Raw genomic sequence first — 17,656 nt, forward strand, 5'->3', positions numbered from 1 at the left:
GGAGTTGCGAACATGGGATTTGTCACCAGCAAAGACGGCGTCGAGATTTTCTACAAGGACTGGGGCCCGAAAGACGCGCCAGTGATCCACTTTCACCACGGCTGGCCGCTCAGTTCCGACGATTGGGATGCGCAGATGCTGTTTTTCCTCGGCAAGGGCTTTCGGGTGGTTGCCCATGATCGCCGTGGGCATGGGCGTTCGAGCCAGGTCTGGGACGGGCACGATATGGATCATTACGCCGACGATACGCTGGCCGTGGTTAATCATCTGGGCCTGAAGAACGTGGTGCATGTCGGTCACTCGACCGGTGGCGGTGAGGTGATTCATTACATCGCCCGGCATGGCCAGGACAATGTGGCCAAAGGCGTGCTGATCAGTGCGGTGCCACCGTTGATGGTGCAGACCGAGAGCAATCCGGGCGGGCTGCCGAAGTCGGTGTTCGATGATTTTCAGGCGCAACTCGCGGCGAACCGGGCGCAGTTCTATCGGGATATTCCGACCGGGCCTTTCTACGGCTACAACCGGCCGGGGGCCACGCCTTCGGAAGGGATTATTGCCAATTGGTGGCGCCAAGGGATGATTGGCGGGGCGAAGGCGCATTACGACGGGATCGTGGCGTTTTCGCAGACGGACTTCACCGAGGACTTGAAGAAAGTCACCGTGCCGGTGCTGGTGATGCATGGCGAGGATGACCAGATTGTGCCGTATGCGAACTCGGGGCCGCTGTCGGCGAAGTTGCTGCCCAATGGCACGCTGAAGTCATATCCGGGGTTCCCGCACGGGATGCCGACGACGGAGGCCGAAACGATTAACGCGGATCTTTTAGCCTTTATTCGCGGCTGAAAATGGACCGGTGCCTGACACTTATCTCTGTGGCAGCCAGCCTGCTGGCTCCCCTATTAGCTATTTGTCACACCAAAAATCCTCAACCCACCTCAATTCCTGTGGGAGCTGGCTTGCCAGCGAAGGCGGCGGCACCTTCAACATCGTTGTTGCCTGACCTACCGCTATCGCTGGCAAGCCAGCTCCCACAGTGTTTTGTGCCAACCCGCAATTCTGTGATCCACACCAATCCCTTGTAGAAGCCAGCCTGCTGGCGATGGCGACGGGTCTGCCAAAGAAGGTGTTGGCTGAACTAGCGCATTCGCTAGCAGGCTAGCTGTGATCCCACAAAGGTCGGCTGAGGGTTGCAACTATTCTTCGGTACGCCCCGTGCTTTCGCGATCACGTTCGTAGTGGTGAGCCAGTGGAAGCGCCGGCAGCCACGCGTCGCGGCGAATCGTCCAGAGTTCGTAGGTGGGTTTGAACTGATTAGGCTCATCGAGCGATCCGACGTTGACCTCTACTTCATCTGCCGAACGCGTGAACACCGGTGAGCCGCAGCGCGGGCAGAAAAAGCGCCCGTTGTAGTCGCGGGTTTCGCCAGTGACCTTCAGCGCATCCTCGGGAAATATGGCCGAGGTGCCGAACAGCGCGCCGTGGCGTTTGCGGCAGTCGAGGCAGTGGCAGATACCGACGCGATAAGGCTGACCTGCCACTTCAAAACGGACATCGCCGCATAGGCAGCCGCCAGTCAATCGATTCATGTCATACCTCCTCTTCAGATTTTTATATTACCGACAGCCCTCACCCTAACCCTCTCCCAGAGGTAGAGGGAACTGACCGCGCTGAATGTGCAAGTTGCACCGACTTGAGATACCGAGTCGAACTCAGGTTTTGAAAGGCCTGGAGATCTGCTCCCTTTCCCCCTCGCCCCCTTTGGGGGAGAGGGCTGGGGTGAGGGGGGAATCGCACTGACACACCGCAAAACACAAAGCCCCCGCCATCCAGTATTTTCATCAATAAACACTAAGCCGTGATCGCGTTTAAAACACACAAACCGTTACGCCATCCCCCCTACAACACCTTGCGTCGTTACCTACGCGTACGCCAGAATCCGCCGGCTTACACGGCTATGGGCCGGGCTATATCGTTGGCCTGTCACTGCAAAACAGTGATCGGGTTTGGTAGCCCGCTTTAAATTGTCGTTGTTGCGACACCGTCGATGCTGTCTCCTTTTTTTGAGGTATGGCTTTGAATGGTGGGCATGCGTGGGGCTCATCCGTGAGCGCCGGGTTACCCAATTTGACCGGTCTACCAACCCGCGCATGGCCGCCACCCGCCGTTTGGTAGCGAGGGTGATGGCTCCCATTTTTTCAAATTGGAGCTTTATCTATGTTCAAGATCACGCCAAATCCACCGCCCACAGATCCAATCCCTCACGACCCCGCGCTTGACCCGCAAAAGGTCAAAGAGGCAACCGACCGCGCCCTCGACTACTACCTCCGGCCCGAAGCACTAGGGGCTCCGCCAAGCTCACCCAAGTTTCGCCCGGTCTATTTGGTCGACCCCACGCTGGATGAAGAAACCCTGTTGGTCGAAGCCTGTGAGTCGCTTTCCTACGCCCACTCCATGGCCGGTAACATCGCCAACTCGATAGGCGGCCCGGAGCGCAAACCGCTGCTGGCGCTGCAACAGGTGATCATGCTGAACGAGCTGTTGGTCAACCGACTGCTGGACAAGCTGCGCATCCCGCAGTAGTCAACAGACGGACTGAGTGAGGGGTCACACCCTCACTTTCGCTTTGCCGCCTTCCGCAGATTGATGAGCAGAACTCATCAAGCCATCCCGATTTATCCGTCTAGTCCCCACCAGTCACCTCGCTTAGTCTTTCCCCCACGCCCAATGGGAGATCGACATGCACAAGCGCACACTCGGCATCCGTTCACTCGAAGTATCCGCCCTCGGCTTTGGCTGCATGGGCCTGAGCCGTGGTTATGGCCCGACCACGGATACCCAGAGAATCGCAGAACCACAGTGGACGGAGCCTTTCACGATGGCCACTGACACACGCAGCAGCGCTGCCCTCCCCGCACTCATGGCGCTCTGCCTGAGCGTTGGCGCGATGTTCAGCCTTACCACCCAAGCAGCCGAGGCACCGAAATCCATGACCACCGCGCAAACCACCGGACAAGCCCTTTCGAGCAAACAACAGACGATTCCACTGATTGCTGCGTTCATGGCGACCAGCGACATGCCCAACCTCAACGCGGCCCTCAACCAAGGACTGGACGCTGGCCTGACGATCAGCGAAACCCGGGAAATTCTCGTGCAGCTCTACGCCTACGTCGGCTTCCCGCGCAGCCTCAATGCCTTGAATGAGCTCATGACCGTGGTGCAGGCGCGCCAACAACGCGGCATCGAAGATGCGCCGGGGCGTGAGCCGGGCCGGGCGATTCCAGTCGGGGATGAACTGCTGGCCGCCGGCACCGCGAATCAAACGAAGATCTCGGGCGCTCCGGTCAAAGGCCCGGTGTTCGAGTTCGCCCCAGTGATTAACCAGTTTTTGCAAACCCACCTGTTCGGCGACATCTTCGAGCGCGACAACCTCGACTGGCAAAGCCGTGAACTGGCCACTGTCGGCGCGCTGGCAGCGACGCCGGGCGTGGAACCGCAACTGCGCGCGCATATGGCGGCAAGCTTGCGCGTCGGGCTCAGCGCGGCACAGTTGGGCGAGGTCACTGAGCAGTTGAAAAAACACGAGGATGCGCAGACTGCCGAACGTGCGAATGCAGCGCTCAAGGAGGTTTTGGCGGCTTCGAAAAAATGACCTGAAAATGGACCTGATATCGATGTCTTAAAGAAAATCGGCGTTCGGGGTTGTGGTGAATGCGCTGATCTACAAGCCCTTGCCCGCGTTCAGCGTCCATACTGTGGTTTTCAAAAGTCGGGACACCGCCATGCCCTCCCCCGAATCCAGCCTTTTGCAGAGCTGGCATGCCAACGCTGATGCCTGGATCGAAGCGATCCGCAGCGGCGCCATTGAAAGCCGTCAGCAGGTTACCGATCAGGCGACTCTGCTGGCGATCATGGGCCGCCAACCGCAGCGCGTACTTGATCTGGGTTGCGGCGAAGGCTGGTTGTTGCGGGCGCTGGCGGATCGCGGGATTGAAGCTGTCGGTGTGGATGGCGATGCGCGGCTGATCGAGGCGGCGCGTCTGGCGGGGGCGGCGCGGGTGCATGTTGCGAGTTACGAAGCGCTGGTCGATGGCAAGGTCGATATCGGTCGTGACTACAACCTGGTGTGCGCGAATTTCTCGCTACTGCATCAAGACATAATTCCGCTGCTTGCCGCGATGAATGCCTTGCTTGTTCCCACAGGTGTTGTGGTCATTCAGACACTGCATCCATGGTCTGTCGCGGCAGGCGATTATCAGGATGGCTGGCGCGAAGAATCGTTCGCGGGATTCAAAGGTCAGTGGCAGCCGATGCCGTGGTATTTCCGCACGTTGTCGAGTTGGCTGAATGCGCTGGACATGGCCGGGTTCCAATTGGCCGGTTTGCAGGAGCCACAGCATCCGCAAAGTCCAGTGCCGCAGTCGTTGCTGATGGTTGCCGAGCGCCGCTGAGATTTCAGAAACACCATCAATCATTGTGGGAGCTGGCTTGCCAGCGATGGCGTCGGGTCAGTCAACATTGATGTTGAAGGTGCTGGCCTCATCGCTGGCAAGCCAGCTCCCACAGTGGTTTGGGTGTGCCAGGAATTTGTGACCACCATACAAACCTGTGGGAGTGAGCCTGCTCGCGATGACGGTATTTCAGGCGACATCAATGTTGAATATCAGACCGCAATCGCTGGCAAGCCAGCTCCCACAGTGGTTTTGGGTGTGCCAGGAATTTGCGACCACCATACAAACCTGTGGGAGTGAGCCTGCTCGCGATGACGGTATTTCAGGCGACATCAATGTTGAATATCAGACCGCAATCGCTTGCAGGCAAGCTCCCACAGTGGTTTCGGGACCGCGGATGCGGTGCTGCGCCAGCAGGCGCATGACGTAGCCGATCTTGATCAGGGTTGGGCCGAGGATGGTCAGGGCGTGCATCGCCACCAGCAGCGCAATCGGCGTCTGACCGTTGTAGAGATAAGCGCCGTAGATGCCGGTCAATTTGACTCAATCTCTAGTCGTTATGACTACGATCTGACGCCCGCTAACTTGTCGATCTACGGCACCGGCAATCGACCAAGGACTGACTACGCTGTTAATCCTGCGTGTCTAACCTGCCGAGGATGACTGCCATGCAACGCTTTCAGAAACTCACGCCCTGCCTGTGGTTCGACGATCAGGCCGAAGCCGCTGCGAAGTTCTATTGCTCGATCTTCGATCATTCGAAAATCACCGGCCTGACCCACTACAGCAAGGTCGGTCAGGAATTTCACGGCAAGCCGGAAGGTGCGGTGATGACCGTCAGTTTCGAACTCGATGGCCAGACCTTCACCGGCCTCAACGGTGGGCCGATGTTCAAATTCAGCGAGGCGATCTCGTTTCAGGTCAACTGCCAGAATCAGGAAGAAGTCGACCATTTCTGGGGCAACCTGTCCGAGGGTGGCCCCGTCGAAGCCCAGCAATGCGGCTGGCTCAAGGACAAGTTCGGCGTGTCGTGGCAGATCGTGCCGGTGGCGTTCATGCACATGATGCTGGATGCCGACACCGCCAAGTCGCAGCGAGCGATGCAGGCCATGTTCACGATGAAAAAACTCGACATTGCCGAACTCGAACGGGCCTTTGCCGGCCAGAGCTAATACACTGGCGCGCTGGCCTGCCGGGAATAACAACGATGAAACACGCTGCCGCCAAAAACCCTGAAAAAGCCCCGCGTTTCTGGCGCGACGCGGCGCTGCCGTTCATTGAAGCGCGGGCCATCGCCGATGGCCGCGAGGTCTGCTATGCGCGGCATTCCCACGCGCACTTTTCCATTGGCGCAATCACCGCCGGTCGCAGCACCTATGTGCATGAGCAGGCGCAGTTCGAAGTCGCGGCAGGCACCGTGGTGCTGATGAATCCCGGCGATGTGCATGCGTGCAATCCGATCGATGATCAGCCATGGTCGTATGTGATGCTGTACGTCGAAACGCCCTGGCTGACGGATTTGCAGCATCAGTTGGGGTTCGCCAGTGATCTTGAGTTTCGGCGTTTCTCCACTACTCATCTCGACGACACCGCGCTGTTCAACGACCTGAATGGATTTTATGAAACATTGGTCGACGAACAGCAGGACGTACTGCGCAAACAGAGCGCAGCAGTGGAGTTTTTCAGCGACCTGCAACTGCGGTTGAATCCCGCCGGCCCCTCGCTGCGCGAACCCAATTTCAAGCTGGAACGCGCGGCCGATTTCATCCGCGAACACTGTACCGAGCTGCTGAACCTCGACGACATCTGCACGGCGGCACAACTGTCGCCTTCGTACCTGATCCGCGCCTTCAAACAGCATTACGGCATGACGCCCCACGCCTTTTTGGTCAACCAGCGCATCCAGTTCGCCCGCGAGCGTTTGCGCAGCGGGCAGTTGATTGCCGATGTGGCGCTGGAAGCCGGGTTTGCCGATCAGGCGCATTTTCAGCGAGCGTTCAAGCAGCATTTGGCGGCAACGCCCGGCCAATATCGCGGCTGATGGTTTGCCCCGATTGATCGTTCCCGCGCTCTGCGTGGGGAACGTAGCCCGGGACGCTCCGCGTCCCTTCCAGAGCCGGAGGCAGAGCGTCCGATGAAGCATTCCCACGCGGAGCATGGGAACGATCAATCGCTGGCCAACACATTCAGATATTGACATATCGGTAAATTCCGATATCTTCGCGGCATGGACCTACTCGAAATCTTCAAAGCCCTCTCGAACCGCACACGCCTGGAAATCCTCAAAGGCCTGAAGGATCCCGAGAAGCACTTTCCTCCCCAGGATGAAGGTGACGTGCACACGGTGGGCGTTTGCGTCAGCAGTATTCAGGAAGGCGTCGGGCTGTCGCAGTCGACGGTGTCCGATTACCTGGCGACGCTGCAACGCGCAGGCCTGGTCGAGGTCAGGCGCATTGGGCAGTGGACCTATTACAAACGTAACGAAGCAGCGATCAGTGCGCTGGCCGAGATCATCGGCAGCGAGCTGTAATTTTTTGCCCCAAGATATCGATAATTCCCGATATCCCTTTTTACCGAAACGAGGAAATGCAATGAAAGCGATGATCCTTACTTCATTTGGCGGCGCACAATCGTTCGAACTTTGTGAAGTGCCCAAACCAGTGCCACACGCGGGAGAAGTGCTGGTCCGGGTGCACGCCACCTCCATCAATCCGCTGGATTATCAGGTGCGCCGTGGCGACTATGCCGATCTGGTGCCCCTGCCAGCCATCACCGGGCACGACGTCTCTGGCGTTGTCGAAGCGGTCGGCCCGGGGGTGACAGCGTTCATGCCGGGTGACGAAGTCTGGTACACCCCGCAGATTTTCGACGGTCCAGGCAGTTATGCCGAGTACCACGTCGCGGCCGAAAACATTGTCGGCAAGAAGCCGGCCACGCTCAGCCATCTTGAAGCGGCGAGCCTGAGTCTGGTTGGCGGCACGGCGTGGGAAGCGCTGGTCGTGCGGGCGGCGCTCAGAGTCGGCGAGAGCATTCTGATCCACGGCGGCGCGGGCGGCGTTGGTCATGTCGCGATTCAGCTGGCCAAAGCCATCGGCGCGAAGGTCTTCACCACTGTGCGTGAAGGCAATTTCGAGTTCGCCAGGCAGATGGGCGCCGATGTGCTGATCGATTACGAAAAGGAAGATTATGTCGCCGCGATCCTGCGCGAAACCGAGGGTCGTGGCGTCGATGTCGTCTTCGACACCATCGGCGGCAACACCCTGGCGCGCAGCCCCGACGCCCTCGCACAGCTTGGCCGCGTGGTGTCGATCGTGGACCTTGCCCAGCCGCAAAACCTGATTCAGGCCTGGGGCAAGAACGCCAGCTACCACTTCGTGTTCACCCGACAGAATCGCGGCAAACTCGACGAGTTGAGCGCATTGATCGCCAACGGTCAGTTGCGCCCGCACGTCGGCGCGGTCTATCCGCTGGCCGACATCGGCCTCGCCCATGCCCGGCTGGAAACGCCCAACAACGGCGTTCAAGGGAAAATTGCGATTGCTGTCGTGCCGTCGCCCGAACTCGCCAATCGCTGAACCCAGCCCCGAGGAGAACACCATGATTTATGAGATCGCTTTACTGCCCGTTCACACAGGGAACACCGAAGCCTTCCGGCAGGCATTTGCCGGGGTCGAGCCACTGCTCAGGCACGCCAAGGGTTACGGCGGGCACTTGCTTGCGCAGGGAATTGAAACGCCTGAGGTGTTCAATTTGATTGTGCGCTGGCAATCCCTTGAGGATCACACGCCGGGGTTTGAAGCGAGTGAGGACCATCGGCTGTTCATGCTGGGTCTGGAGGAATATTTTTCCGAAGAGCCAAAGGTGTATCACATTGAGGGCGGCGCCTTTCAGCAGCCGTTCGACTAATGATCTCTCGGCTACACCGCGATTCATTGTAGGAGTGAGCCTGCTCGCGATAGCGGCCTATCAGTCGACATCTATATTGACTGATACATCGCTATCGCGAGCAGGCTCACTCCTACAGGGTTTACGGTAGCAGCAGGTAGATAGCACTCAGCGCCAACAACCCCGCCATGCTCCGATTGAACCAGCGCATCCCCGTTGCATTGCTCAAGTACCCACGCAAAAACGTCCCGGCATACGCCCAGCAGCCGACCGACAGATAACAGATCACCAGATACACCGCCGCAAACTGCCACACCAGCCGCGCCTCGCCATCGGCGACAAACGCGCCCATGCCCGCGACGCAGGCCAGCCAGGCTTTCGGGTTGAGCCATTGCATCACCGCGCCGTACAGCATCGACGGCGCCCGTCCGGAATCACCGGCATTCAATTGCCCGTCATCCATGGCCAGCTTCCACGCCATGAACAGCAGAAACGCCACACCGGCCAGTTGCACCACCCGGGTCATGAACGGCCAAAGCTTGAGCACCTCATGCAAGCCCAGCCCCATCAGCACCAGCAGCAACACAAACCCCAACGTGGCCCCGGCAACATGCCGCTGACTGGCGCGAAAACCGAACTGCGCCCCGGAACTCAACGCCACAATATTCACCGGCCCCGGCGTGATGGACGCCGCCAGCGCAAACGCCGCCATCGAAACAATCAGACTCATCGCACACCTGCTTCAAATCGAGGAACAAGGTGCTCACCCTAACCAGCACCCGATCCCCGGTATTGAAGAAAATGCCCCTGTGATCCTGATCGTTCCCACGCTCTGCGTGGGAATATAGCCTGGGACGCTCCGCGTCCCCTTCAGAGCCGAACGCAGAGCGTCCGTTGAGGTATTCCCACGCGGAGCGTGGGAACGATCACATGACCCACCGCTTTCGCGAGCAGGCTCGCTCCCACATTAAAATCTACGCTCAGTCCAGACGCGGCACGGTGAAGCGGAACTCGCTGCCCTGCCCCGGTTCGCTCTCGGCGAAAATCCGTCCGCCGTGGGCTTCGACGATGCCTTGAGTGATGTACAAACCAAGGCCGGTACCGGTCGGGTTGCCCTCTTTCACCGTCCAGTAACGGTCGAACACATGCGGTAGATGCTCCTTGGGAATGCCTTCGCCGCTATCGCGAACAGTGAAGACGATTTCATTGCCGACGGAGGTGGCATGCACGCCCACCCTGCCCAGTCGCGGGGTGAACTTGATCGCGTTGCCGACCAAGTTCGACAGCACCTGGAACAGCCGCTCCGGGTCAGCATGAATGCGCAGATCAGGATCGGCCGCGAAGGAAATGCTGATGTCCTTGTCCAGTGCCAACGGTGCAAGCAGCGCCTGCGCCTCTTCGAACATCTGCGCGACATCGAGCTTTTGTGGGGTGATGGAGTAGCGTCCGGCGTCGATTTTCGAGGTGTCGAGCAAGTCCTCCAGCAGCGTGTTCATGCGTCCGGCAGCCTGTTGCATGGTGTCGATCGCGGTGGAGATCCGGCGCGAAGTGTGCGGGCCGTCGGAGCTGAAGGCCTTTTGCATCATGCCGCACAGCATCGAGATCACCGTCATCGGATTACGCAGATCGTGGGAGACCACCGCCACCAGCTCATCGCGGGCGCGCACCGCTTCCTGCTCGCGGCGCACCTGCCGGGCCAGATCGTTTTCCAGTGCCGAACGGCGCAGATCATTGGCGGCGAAAAGATCACCGTGGCTCCACTTGGTGGAGATCCCGGCCATCTCGACTTTCCAGATTTCAAACGAGGTGCGCGGGCGCAAGCGCAGGCCGGCGTCGGAGTTTTCCAGGTCCAGCGGCTTGCGCGGATCGCCGCTCCAATTGATGTTTTCCTTGACCTCGGGGCGGAACCAGAACACGCCGTTGTCCACCGGTTTCGGCAGGCTCATGGCGAGCACGCCGCTGGCCACCTGCTGGAACTGCGCGGCCGGCGGATAGACGCTGGCCAGGTGATGACTGGCAAACACCGCCTCGCCGCTGTCCTGCAGCCACTTGTGCAAGGCGCGAATGTCTTCCGGCTCCGGGCAGTTGCCGTAGCGGTGCAGTTGTTTGTCTTCGATGATTGCAATACCGCCGGCATTGGTCAGCGCCATCAGGGTCTGCGGCTGATTGGCGAGGCCGTCGAAGACATTCTGCGGCGAGTCGATCATCGCTTGATTGAGCAGCGCCAAGGCTTCGACTTTTTCTTCGCGCTGACGGCTGATCTCCAGCGCTTCCATGGCGCTGATCTGCAGCGACAGCACCTGGCCGATGGTCTGACACGCCGCGCGCAATTCGTGCGGCACGTGCAGTGGCTGACGATTGCCGCAACTGATCAGGCCCCAGAGCTTGTCACCCTTGAGCAGGGAAATGCTCATCGACGACAGCACGCCCATGTTCTTCATGTACTGACAGTGGATCGGCGACACGCTGCGCAGGGTGGCGAAACTCAGGTCCAGCGGCGTGTTCGTGTCCGGGCGCAACTTTGGCAGCAGCGGCACTGGTTGATAGTCGGCATTGGGGATGATCCGCAGCCAATTGGTGCGATACAGCTCGCGCGCTTGTTCGGGAATGTCCGAGGCCGGGAAGAACAGGCCATTGAACACTTCCATCGACGGGTCGGAGGCTTCGGCGATGACCTGACCGTGGCCCTCCTCCTCGAAACGATAGATCAACACCCGGTCGTAACCGGTCATGGCCTGGATTTCCTTGACGCTGATGTCGTACAGCGCCTGCAACGTGGTCGCCGCTTGCAGACGCTGAAGCATGCGCCCCAGATGAGTCTGGTTGCCGGCGACGTTGCGCGGCTGGAAGTTCTCGACGTGGATTTCCAGCTCCAGAATCAATACGCCCTGATGACGATGCAACAAACCCTCGAACGCGGTGCCGTTGAGCCTGAAGCGCAGTGGCTGCAAGTCGGAAAGCGACGGTTGCAGCAAGGCCTCGCGCACTTTTGCCGCTTCGGCGTCGCCGATCAGGCTTTCCAGCGGCTGGCCGATCAGGCTTTGCGGCTCTCGGGCCAGCAACGTTTCGACATTGGCGCTGACCTGAATGATCACCAACTCAGGCTCGCTCAGGGTTAGCAACAAACCGTGGGGCTGGATCGCGCCGGGAAAACGGATCGGCTCATCGGCACAGTTGGCCAGCAGTTCTTCAAAGGCTTCTTTGTCTTGCGGGTTCATGCCAGTACCTCCCGGCTTTCGAGCCAGCGCTCGAAACAACTGAATGTGGTTTGTGCCGCTGTGACGACGGCGGCGCGCTCATCGGCGCTCATCGGCTGATTGCCCAGATATTCGATGAAATCGCGCCAGCGCCGGCCCGTGGCGGCGCCGTAGATATCGAGAAAGGCCGCGCCGTTGTTGGCTTCCAGGCCTAACCGTGAAGAGATTTCGCGGCGCAGAATCTGCCCGCCGAGCGTCGCGCCCTCGAGGACGTAGAGCACGCCCAGGCAGGCAGCGCTTGAGTCGATGATCGGCAACTGCTGGCAGTGCGGCAGGCTTTGCAGCGCTGCGGCGGATACGCCCAGAGCTAGCAGGTCGGCGCGCAGGGTTGGCGTTTTGAGGCGGGGCGCCAGATCAAAATCGGTGGGGATTGCATCGCTTTGCTGCAGTGCGTTTTCCAGCGGTAAATAGAAGCCGTAATAGGCCTGCACCAGCCGGACAAAGGCCTGGGTATCGAGGGTATCGGAGAAAAAGGGAAGGCGTTTTTCCAGCGCGATGTGCAGCTCGGCAGTGCCGGCTCGCAGATCTTGCAGCACCGGTGGCACATAAACTTCACGGGCCTTTGCTTGCATGTAGATCGCTCTTGGTGGGGCCGCCTGGGGCCAAACGGGGTGAGTGCAACGTCGGCGAAATTTTACACGGCTATCGCGGTTTCTGACCGGCCGGATAGTTATTTCTGCCGAAACCATCACCCTCTGAGTCATTCAGAGTGAAGGCATCTGCAAAAAGTTCGACCGCGTTGCCCAACGGCGCCGGGCGCTGTACCGCGACAGCACCGCGTGACTGTATGGGTCTGGGCGCCCGGAGGCTGTGATAAAAATATCGTTCTCGTTACTGGAGTGCCGCCATGGATCTCGCCACGCTCATCCTGTTTCTTCCGGCCTGTTTCGCCCTGAACATGGCCCCCGGGCCGAACAATCTGCTATCGATCAGCAACGCCACGCGTTATGGCTTTCGCCGCGCCTGCACGGCGGGTATCGGGCGGATTCTGGCGTTCGCCGGGATGATCGCGCTGGCCGGTGCCGGTCTGTCGGTGGTGTTGCAAACTTCAGAATGGTTGTTCCATGCGATCAAGATCATTGGCGCGGCGTATTTGCTGTACTTGGCCTGGCAGTTATGGCGGGCCAATCCTGAGGCCGAGCAGCAGGTGACGGGCGTGACCGTTGGTTTTTTTGCATTGGCGCGGCAGGAGTTTCTGGTGGCGGCGGGCAATCCGAAGGCGATCCTGTTATTTACCGCGTTTCTGCCGCAGTTCGTCGACCCGGCACGCCCGGTGCCGGCGCAGTTTGCGGTGCTGGGCGTGCTGTTTCTGCTGCTGGAGTGGATCGCCATCAGCGCCTACGCGTGGATGGGCCTGCACATGCGCCGCTGGTTCGCCGAGCCGCGCGGCAAACGAATGTTCAATCGTTGCTGCGCAGGCCTGCTGTCGGCGGCGGCTTCGGTGCTGTTGATGGCCAAACGCGCTTAAGCCTCGGACGGGCCTTTGAGTTCGACCTGATTGCCGTCCGGGTCGAAGCAGTACAGCGACAGCCCTTTGCCTTCGGCGCCGAAGCGTGATTCGGCTTTTGCGGCGGTGAGGCCGAAGGTTTGCAGATGTGCAATCAGTGCAGCCTCATCAAATGGCTCAATGCGCAGGCAAAAGTGATCGACGTTGCGTCGCTCGGCCCCGGCCGCCCCGCCGCCCTTGCGGCCGAGTTCGCCTTGCAGGTCGACCAGATCAATCATCGAAGTGCCGGCGCGCAGGTGTATCAGGCCCAGCGGTTCGTTGCGTTTGACCACTTCGGCGCCGAACACCTGGCCGTAGAAGTCGATGCTGCGTTGCAGATCCGCGACGCGCAGGACGATGTGATCAATGTGTTGGATGGAAAACGGATGCATCGGGCACACCTCAACAAACGGTAGGAGCTGCCGATAGCGGCGATCTGGGATTTTGGGACGCGGAGCGTCCCAGGCTGCATTCCCACGCAGAGCGTGGGAACGATCAAGATCGCAGCCTGCGGCAGCTCCTACACGGTAGTTCAGGGGATTTGAAAATTCACTGTCGATTTTTCGGTGGAGCCATCGAGAATCTGGTTTTACTCTCGAGCCATGAACATACAAACCGCTGTCCTGCCGCCCCACGCCGAAATGGTTCGCGCCATGCTCGAACGCGACACTGCCTATGAAGGCGTGTTCTTTACGGCCGTGAAAACCACCGGAATCTTCTGCCGCCCCAGCTGCACGGCGCGCAAGCCGAAACCGGAGAACGTCGAGTTCTTCGCCCAGGCCGATGACTGTCTGTCGGCGGGCTATCGCGCCTGCCTGCGTTGTAAACCGCTGGACGCGGCGGCCATCGCGCCGGACTGGGTGCAGCGCCTGCTCACCGCCGTGGAGGCCGATCCAGAGCTGCGCTGGAGCGACGCACAATTACTCGCTGAAGGCATCGAGCCGCTAAAGCTGCGCCGTTGGTTCAAGCAGCACTTCGGCATGACCTTCCATGCGTGGCTGCGAACGCGCCGCTTGGGCATGGCGCTGGGCGGGATCAAGCAAGGCACCTCGATTGATCACGCCGCGTTTGATTCCGGTTATGAATCGCTCAGCGGTTTTCGTGATGCTTTCCAGAAGTCATTCCACATCACCCCCGGTCGCGCCGAACACAGCGAGCCGCTGCTGTTCACCCGACTGACCACCCCGCTGGGGCCGATGATTGCCATGGCCGAGCGGCGTGGCCTGGTACTGCTGGAGTTTCTTGATCGCCCGGCGCTGACCCGCGAAGTCGAAGAACTGCAACACCGCTACGGCTATGCGGTCGCGCCGGGGCACAACCCACATCTGCAACAGATCGAGCAGCAACTGGCGCAGTATTTCGCCGGTCAACTGACGACCTTTACCGTGCCACTGCACCTGCCCGGCAGCGAGTTCGCCCGGCAGGTCTGGTCGGCGCTGCTGCAGATACCTTACGGCCACACCAGCACCTACGGCGCCATCGCCGCCGGTTTGGGCAAACCCGGCGCCAGTCGCGCGGTCGGTCTGGCCAACGGGCACAATCGGTTATCGATTGTGGTGCCCTGCCATCGGGTGATCGGCGCGGATGGCTCGCTCACCGGCTATGGTGGTGGACAACCGCGCAAGGCGTTTCTGCTGCGGCTGGAAAACGCCGCCGTGCAACTCACCCAACAACTGGCATTCTGACCCACCGAATCAACTGACAAGAAGGATTTTTGATGAACGCGCTCGCTACGCAGTTTCACCAGTTGCACCAGCAAGGTCTGTTGATTCTGACCAATGTCGCCGACGCCACCGGTGCGCGACTGGTCGAGCACCTGGGCGGTAAAGCCGTGGCCACCAGCAGTGCGGCAGTGGCCTGGGCTCACGGTTACCCGGACGGCAACACCCTGCCCCTTGAACGTCTGGTGTCGACGGTGGAATCCATCGCCCGGGTGATCAGCATTCCCTTGACCGTGGATGTCGAGGCCGGCTATTCCGATGACCTCGGGCGCGTCGCCGAAGTGCTGGATGCGGTGATCGCAGCGGGGGCCGTGGGCATCAATATCGAGGACGGTTCTGCCGATCCCGAGTTGCTCGCGCGCAAGATCGAAGTGGCGCGACAGGTGGCCAACAAGCGCGAGGTGCAGCTGTTCATCAATGCACGCACCGATGTCTATCTGAAAAGCCTTGTGCCGGCCGAGGATCGCGTCGCCGAAACCCTGCACCGCGCGGCGCTGTATCAAGCGGCCGGCGCGGATGGTTTGTTCGCGGCGGGCGTCACCTCGGCCTATGAAATCGAGGCCATCTGCAAAGGCACGACGCTGCCGGTCAATGTCCTGGGTTTCGCTTGCCTGCCTTCGCCGCAAGAACTGCAAGCGCTGGGCGTGCGCCGCTTGAGCGCGGGTTCCGGCATCGCCGAATTCCTCTATGGCGCCATGGGTGGGCTGGTAAAAAGCTTTCTGGCCAGCGGCAAACTCGATACCCATGATCTCAAGGCTTTCACCTACGGCGAAGTCAACGGCTTGCTGAAATAACATGCCTGATGCCTATCAAGCGGCCAGAGAGTTTCTGGCCGCGCTCGATGCGGACTGGCAACGCCATATCGCAGCGGTCGGCCCGTGCCGGCATCAACCGCATCCGGCGCGTGATCCCTACGAGTCGCTGGTGCGGGCGATTGCTTATCAGCAACTGCATGCCAAGGCCGGCGATGCGATTGTCGGGCGGCTGGTGGGGTTGTTTCCTGGGCAGTCGTTTCCGCGGCCGGAGCAAATCCTTGCGACGAATTTTGAGCGCATGCGCAGTTGCGGGTTTTCCGCGGGCAAGATTGCGACGATCCAAGGGATTGCCCAGGCGACGCTGGATGGCGTGGTGCCGGATTACGCCACGGCGCTGGCGATGGACGATGAGGCGTTGATCGAACGTTTGGTCAGTTTGCGCGGGGTGGGTCGCTGGACGGTGGAGATGTTGCTGATTTACAGCCTGGAACGCATGGATATTCTGCCGGCCGATGACTTTGGTGTGCGTGAGGGGTATCGGCGTTTGAAGGGGTTGGAGGTGCAGCCAACGCGCAGGCAGATGGTTGAGATCGGGTTGGCCTGGAGTCCTTTTCGGACGGTGGCGGCTTGGTATTTGTGGCGGGTGCCTAAACCGCTGCCCTCACCCTAGCCCTCTCCCAGAGGGAGAGGGGACTGATTGGGGGAGATTGGAGATTCACGTCGACCTGAAATAACGTCTTTGAATCCATGAACGCCAAGACTTCTCAATTCCATAATCGACTGCCCTCACCCTAACCCGCCCGAAACGTCGGACCGCCCAAAGGTAGAGGGGACTGATTGGAGGATATTGGAGATTTTACGTCGACCTGAAATAACGTCTTTGAATCCATGAACGCCAAGACTTAGATCCATAATCGACTCGGTTTTTCAGGTCGATGTATAACGCAAGACTCCTCGCTCGGCTCCCTCTCCCTCCGGGAGAGGGCTGGGGTGAGGGTCTGCTTTTCACAGCCCGGACTTCAACCGGCTGAACGCCCGCATCAGCGCCCGATTGAACGCCTTGCCATTATCATTTTTGCTGTACAGCGTGGCCCTGACGGCGGCCGAGGGATACGTCCCCGGATCATTGCGTATTGCGGCATCGACCAAACCATCCGCCGCCGTGATCGCATTGGCGTAGTGAATGGTGTCGGTGATCGGCGCAATCACTTCCGGCGTCATCAGATAATCCATCAGCGCCAACCCGGCCTGCGGATGCGGCGCGTCCTTGGGCACGACCATGGCATCAAACCAGATCAACGCACCCTCTTTCGGAATCCGGTAACTCAACTTGAACGGCTTCTTCGCCGCCTCCGCCTGCCCCGCCGCAATGGCGACATTGCCGTTCCACGACATCGCCACGCAGGTATTGCCATTGGCCAGATCGCTGATATTCAGATCATTGTCGAAATAGCGGATATACGGCCGGATCTTCGCCAGTTGCTGCTCGGCGAGTTTCAAGTCATCAAGATTTTGCCGATTGATGTCCAGCCCCATGTACTTCATGACAGCGGCGAATACTTCGTTGGGATCGTTGAGCAGACTCACCCCGCAATCGGCGAATTTCGCCACCACCGCCGGATCGAACAACATCGCCCAACTGTCCGTCGGTGCATCGGGCAGACGCTGCTTGATCGCCTCCTCCTGATAGCCGACGCCAGTGGTGCCCCAAGCGTAAATCCCGGCATAGCGATTGCCCGGATCGAACACCGCCATGTGCTGGCGAAACTCTTCACCGACGCCTGCAAAATGCGGCACCCGGGCCTGGTCCAACGGCTGGATCGCGCCGCTCTCGATGGCCCGCGACAGGTGCTGTCCGGCGGTCAACACCAGATCGTAGCCGCTGCGCCCGGTGAGCAATTTGGTCTCGACGGTTTCCAGCGAATCAAAGTGATCGGCGACCACATGAATGCCGGTCTGCGCCTCGAAATTCTTCAGGGTATCCGGCGCCAGGTACTCGCCCCAGATGTACAGATTAACCACCGGTTTGGCGGAGTCAGCGGCCTGCACACACAGGGGTGCAAGCACCAGCAATAACGCTTGAGTCAGTTTGTGCAGGCGCATG

At 59.8% G+C, this 17,656-nt stretch carries 19 protein-coding genes and 1 pseudogene; 13 read left to right on the top strand and 7 right to left on the bottom strand.

The window, feature by feature from the left end:
- Positions 1-12: 12 nt before the first annotated feature.
- Positions 13-843 (top strand): alpha/beta fold hydrolase, encoded by an 831-nt coding sequence (locus ACZZ0A_RS13510; RefSeq protein ID WP_150707278.1) that lies wholly within the window; start codon positions 13-15, stop codon positions 841-843.
- A gap of 350 nt (positions 844-1,193) precedes the next feature.
- Here the strand turns inward: ACZZ0A_RS13510 and ACZZ0A_RS13515 are convergent, their stop codons facing one another.
- Positions 1,194-1,586 (bottom strand): GFA family protein, encoded by a 393-nt coding sequence (locus ACZZ0A_RS13515; RefSeq protein ID WP_463543291.1) that lies wholly within the window; start codon positions 1,584-1,586, stop codon positions 1,194-1,196.
- 628 nt (positions 1,587-2,214) lie between these two features.
- Here ACZZ0A_RS13515 and ACZZ0A_RS13520 point away from each other — a divergent pair.
- From ACZZ0A_RS13520 to ACZZ0A_RS13530, 3 genes are all read left to right on the top strand, one after another.
- Positions 2,215-2,580 carry a DUF6124 family protein gene (locus tag ACZZ0A_RS13520; RefSeq protein ID WP_095113557.1) on the top strand — a complete coding sequence of 122 codons (366 nt, stop codon included), beginning with the start codon at positions 2,215-2,217 and terminating at the stop codon, positions 2,578-2,580.
- Positions 2,581-2,737: 157 nt separating this feature from the next.
- A complete protein-coding gene (locus tag ACZZ0A_RS13525; protein ID WP_463543292.1) occupies positions 2,738-3,649 on the top strand; it encodes a carboxymuconolactone decarboxylase family protein in 912 nt (303 codons plus the stop codon).
- A 130-nt stretch (positions 3,650-3,779) separates the two neighbouring features.
- Complete coding sequence (locus ACZZ0A_RS13530; RefSeq protein ID WP_463543293.1) at positions 3,780-4,448, top strand: class I SAM-dependent methyltransferase; 669 nt, start codon at positions 3,780-3,782, stop codon at positions 4,446-4,448.
- A gap of 345 nt (positions 4,449-4,793) precedes the next feature.
- Here ACZZ0A_RS13530 and ACZZ0A_RS13535 read toward each other — a convergent pair.
- Positions 4,794-4,985 (bottom strand): annotated as a pseudogene (locus ACZZ0A_RS13535) (hypothetical protein); the annotation flags it as partial.
- 131 nt (positions 4,986-5,116) lie between these two features.
- Here ACZZ0A_RS13535 and ACZZ0A_RS13540 point away from each other — a divergent pair.
- From ACZZ0A_RS13540 to ACZZ0A_RS13560, 5 genes are all read left to right on the top strand, one after another.
- Positions 5,117-5,620 carry a VOC family protein gene (locus ACZZ0A_RS13540; protein ID WP_463543294.1) on the top strand — a complete coding sequence of 168 codons (504 nt, stop codon included), beginning with the start codon at positions 5,117-5,119 and terminating at the stop codon, positions 5,618-5,620.
- A gap of 35 nt (positions 5,621-5,655) precedes the next feature.
- Positions 5,656-6,489, top strand: coding sequence for an AraC family transcriptional regulator (locus ACZZ0A_RS13545; protein WP_095113559.1), 834 nt, complete (start codon positions 5,656-5,658; stop codon positions 6,487-6,489).
- Between the two features lie 186 nt (positions 6,490-6,675).
- Positions 6,676-6,978 carry an ArsR/SmtB family transcription factor gene (locus ACZZ0A_RS13550; RefSeq protein ID WP_007910618.1) on the top strand — a complete coding sequence of 101 codons (303 nt, stop codon included), beginning with the start codon at positions 6,676-6,678 and terminating at the stop codon, positions 6,976-6,978.
- A 61-nt stretch (positions 6,979-7,039) separates the two neighbouring features.
- Complete coding sequence (locus ACZZ0A_RS13555) at positions 7,040-8,023, top strand: zinc-dependent alcohol dehydrogenase family protein (RefSeq protein ID WP_463543295.1); 984 nt, start codon at positions 7,040-7,042, stop codon at positions 8,021-8,023.
- Between the two features lie 22 nt (positions 8,024-8,045).
- Complete coding sequence (locus tag ACZZ0A_RS13560) at positions 8,046-8,354, top strand: antibiotic biosynthesis monooxygenase family protein (RefSeq protein ID WP_463543296.1); 309 nt, start codon at positions 8,046-8,048, stop codon at positions 8,352-8,354.
- Positions 8,355-8,475: 121 nt separating this feature from the next.
- Here the strand turns inward: ACZZ0A_RS13560 and ACZZ0A_RS13565 are convergent, their stop codons facing one another.
- The 3 genes from ACZZ0A_RS13565 to ACZZ0A_RS13575 all read right to left on the bottom strand — a co-directional run bounded on the left by ACZZ0A_RS13565 (position 8,476) and on the right by ACZZ0A_RS13575 (position 12,162).
- Positions 8,476-9,063 (bottom strand): LysE family translocator, encoded by a 588-nt coding sequence (locus ACZZ0A_RS13565; protein WP_463543297.1) that lies wholly within the window; start codon positions 9,061-9,063, stop codon positions 8,476-8,478.
- Positions 9,064-9,313: 250 nt separating this feature from the next.
- Complete coding sequence (locus ACZZ0A_RS13570) at positions 9,314-11,551, bottom strand: ATP-binding protein (RefSeq protein WP_463543298.1); 2,238 nt, start codon at positions 11,549-11,551, stop codon at positions 9,314-9,316.
- On the bottom strand, positions 11,548-12,162 hold the full coding sequence (locus ACZZ0A_RS13575; protein WP_007915661.1) for a biliverdin-producing heme oxygenase: 615 nt from the start codon (positions 12,160-12,162) through the stop codon (positions 11,548-11,550). Before ACZZ0A_RS13575 ends, ACZZ0A_RS13570 begins: the two co-directional genes overlap by 4 nt.
- Before the next feature lie 275 nt (positions 12,163-12,437).
- On the opposite strand from ACZZ0A_RS13575, the gene ACZZ0A_RS13580 reads away from it, so the two are divergent.
- Positions 12,438-13,058 carry a LysE family translocator gene (locus ACZZ0A_RS13580; RefSeq protein WP_463543299.1) on the top strand — a complete coding sequence of 207 codons (621 nt, stop codon included), beginning with the start codon at positions 12,438-12,440 and terminating at the stop codon, positions 13,056-13,058.
- Here ACZZ0A_RS13580 and ACZZ0A_RS13585 read toward each other — a convergent pair.
- Positions 13,055-13,468 (bottom strand): VOC family protein, encoded by a 414-nt coding sequence (locus ACZZ0A_RS13585; protein WP_007915656.1) that lies wholly within the window; start codon positions 13,466-13,468, stop codon positions 13,055-13,057. The genes ACZZ0A_RS13580 and ACZZ0A_RS13585 overlap by 4 nt on opposite strands.
- A gap of 210 nt (positions 13,469-13,678) precedes the next feature.
- Between ACZZ0A_RS13585 and ACZZ0A_RS13590 the strand changes: the two genes are divergently transcribed.
- From ACZZ0A_RS13590 to ACZZ0A_RS13600, 3 genes are read left to right on the top strand one after another with little or no spacing between them, the layout of a single operon-like run.
- Positions 13,679-14,761 carry a bifunctional transcriptional activator/DNA repair enzyme AdaA gene (locus ACZZ0A_RS13590; RefSeq protein WP_007915654.1) on the top strand — a complete coding sequence of 361 codons (1,083 nt, stop codon included), beginning with the start codon at positions 13,679-13,681 and terminating at the stop codon, positions 14,759-14,761.
- A 32-nt stretch (positions 14,762-14,793) separates the two neighbouring features.
- Entirely contained in the window at positions 14,794-15,591 is a 798-nt protein-coding gene (locus ACZZ0A_RS13595) for an isocitrate lyase/PEP mutase family protein (protein WP_095113565.1), read from the top strand.
- A gap of 1 nt (position 15,592) precedes the next feature.
- Positions 15,593-16,222, top strand: coding sequence for a DNA-3-methyladenine glycosylase family protein (locus ACZZ0A_RS13600; RefSeq protein WP_463543300.1), 630 nt, complete (start codon positions 15,593-15,595; stop codon positions 16,220-16,222).
- A gap of 335 nt (positions 16,223-16,557) precedes the next feature.
- On the opposite strand, the gene ACZZ0A_RS13605 is transcribed toward ACZZ0A_RS13600, so the two are convergent.
- On the bottom strand, positions 16,558-17,655 hold the full coding sequence (locus tag ACZZ0A_RS13605) for an extracellular solute-binding protein (protein WP_463543301.1): 1,098 nt from the start codon (positions 17,653-17,655) through the stop codon (positions 16,558-16,560).
- Position 17,656: the final 1 nt, after the last annotated feature.

Source organism: Pseudomonas sp. AC242, from assembly GCF_979258655.1.

Coding starts and splice junctions, on each gene's coding strand:
- ACZZ0A_RS13510 (WP_150707278.1), top strand. CDS start 13: ATGGGATTTGTCACCAGCAAAGACGGCGTCGAGATTTTCTACAAGGAC.
- ACZZ0A_RS13515 (WP_463543291.1), bottom strand. CDS start 1,586: ATGAATCGATTGACTGGCGGCTGCCTATGCGGCGATGTCCGTTTTGAA.
- ACZZ0A_RS13520 (WP_095113557.1), top strand. CDS start 2,215: ATGTTCAAGATCACGCCAAATCCACCGCCCACAGATCCAATCCCTCAC.
- ACZZ0A_RS13525 (WP_463543292.1), top strand. CDS start 2,738: ATGCACAAGCGCACACTCGGCATCCGTTCACTCGAAGTATCCGCCCTC.
- ACZZ0A_RS13530 (WP_463543293.1), top strand. CDS start 3,780: ATGCCCTCCCCCGAATCCAGCCTTTTGCAGAGCTGGCATGCCAACGCT.
- ACZZ0A_RS13540 (WP_463543294.1), top strand. CDS start 5,117: ATGCAACGCTTTCAGAAACTCACGCCCTGCCTGTGGTTCGACGATCAG.
- ACZZ0A_RS13545 (WP_095113559.1), top strand. CDS start 5,656: ATGAAACACGCTGCCGCCAAAAACCCTGAAAAAGCCCCGCGTTTCTGG.
- ACZZ0A_RS13550 (WP_007910618.1), top strand. CDS start 6,676: ATGGACCTACTCGAAATCTTCAAAGCCCTCTCGAACCGCACACGCCTG.
- ACZZ0A_RS13555 (WP_463543295.1), top strand. CDS start 7,040: ATGAAAGCGATGATCCTTACTTCATTTGGCGGCGCACAATCGTTCGAA.
- ACZZ0A_RS13560 (WP_463543296.1), top strand. CDS start 8,046: ATGATTTATGAGATCGCTTTACTGCCCGTTCACACAGGGAACACCGAA.
- ACZZ0A_RS13565 (WP_463543297.1), bottom strand. CDS start 9,063: ATGAGTCTGATTGTTTCGATGGCGGCGTTTGCGCTGGCGGCGTCCATC.
- ACZZ0A_RS13570 (WP_463543298.1), bottom strand. CDS start 11,551: ATGAACCCGCAAGACAAAGAAGCCTTTGAAGAACTGCTGGCCAACTGT.
- ACZZ0A_RS13575 (WP_007915661.1), bottom strand. CDS start 12,162: ATGCAAGCAAAGGCCCGTGAAGTTTATGTGCCACCGGTGCTGCAAGAT.
- ACZZ0A_RS13580 (WP_463543299.1), top strand. CDS start 12,438: ATGGATCTCGCCACGCTCATCCTGTTTCTTCCGGCCTGTTTCGCCCTG.
- ACZZ0A_RS13585 (WP_007915656.1), bottom strand. CDS start 13,468: ATGCATCCGTTTTCCATCCAACACATTGATCACATCGTCCTGCGCGTC.
- ACZZ0A_RS13590 (WP_007915654.1), top strand. CDS start 13,679: ATGAACATACAAACCGCTGTCCTGCCGCCCCACGCCGAAATGGTTCGC.
- ACZZ0A_RS13595 (WP_095113565.1), top strand. CDS start 14,794: ATGAACGCGCTCGCTACGCAGTTTCACCAGTTGCACCAGCAAGGTCTG.
- ACZZ0A_RS13600 (WP_463543300.1), top strand. CDS start 15,593: ATGCCTGATGCCTATCAAGCGGCCAGAGAGTTTCTGGCCGCGCTCGAT.
- ACZZ0A_RS13605 (WP_463543301.1), bottom strand. CDS start 17,655: ATGCGCCTGCACAAACTGACTCAAGCGTTATTGCTGGTGCTTGCACCC.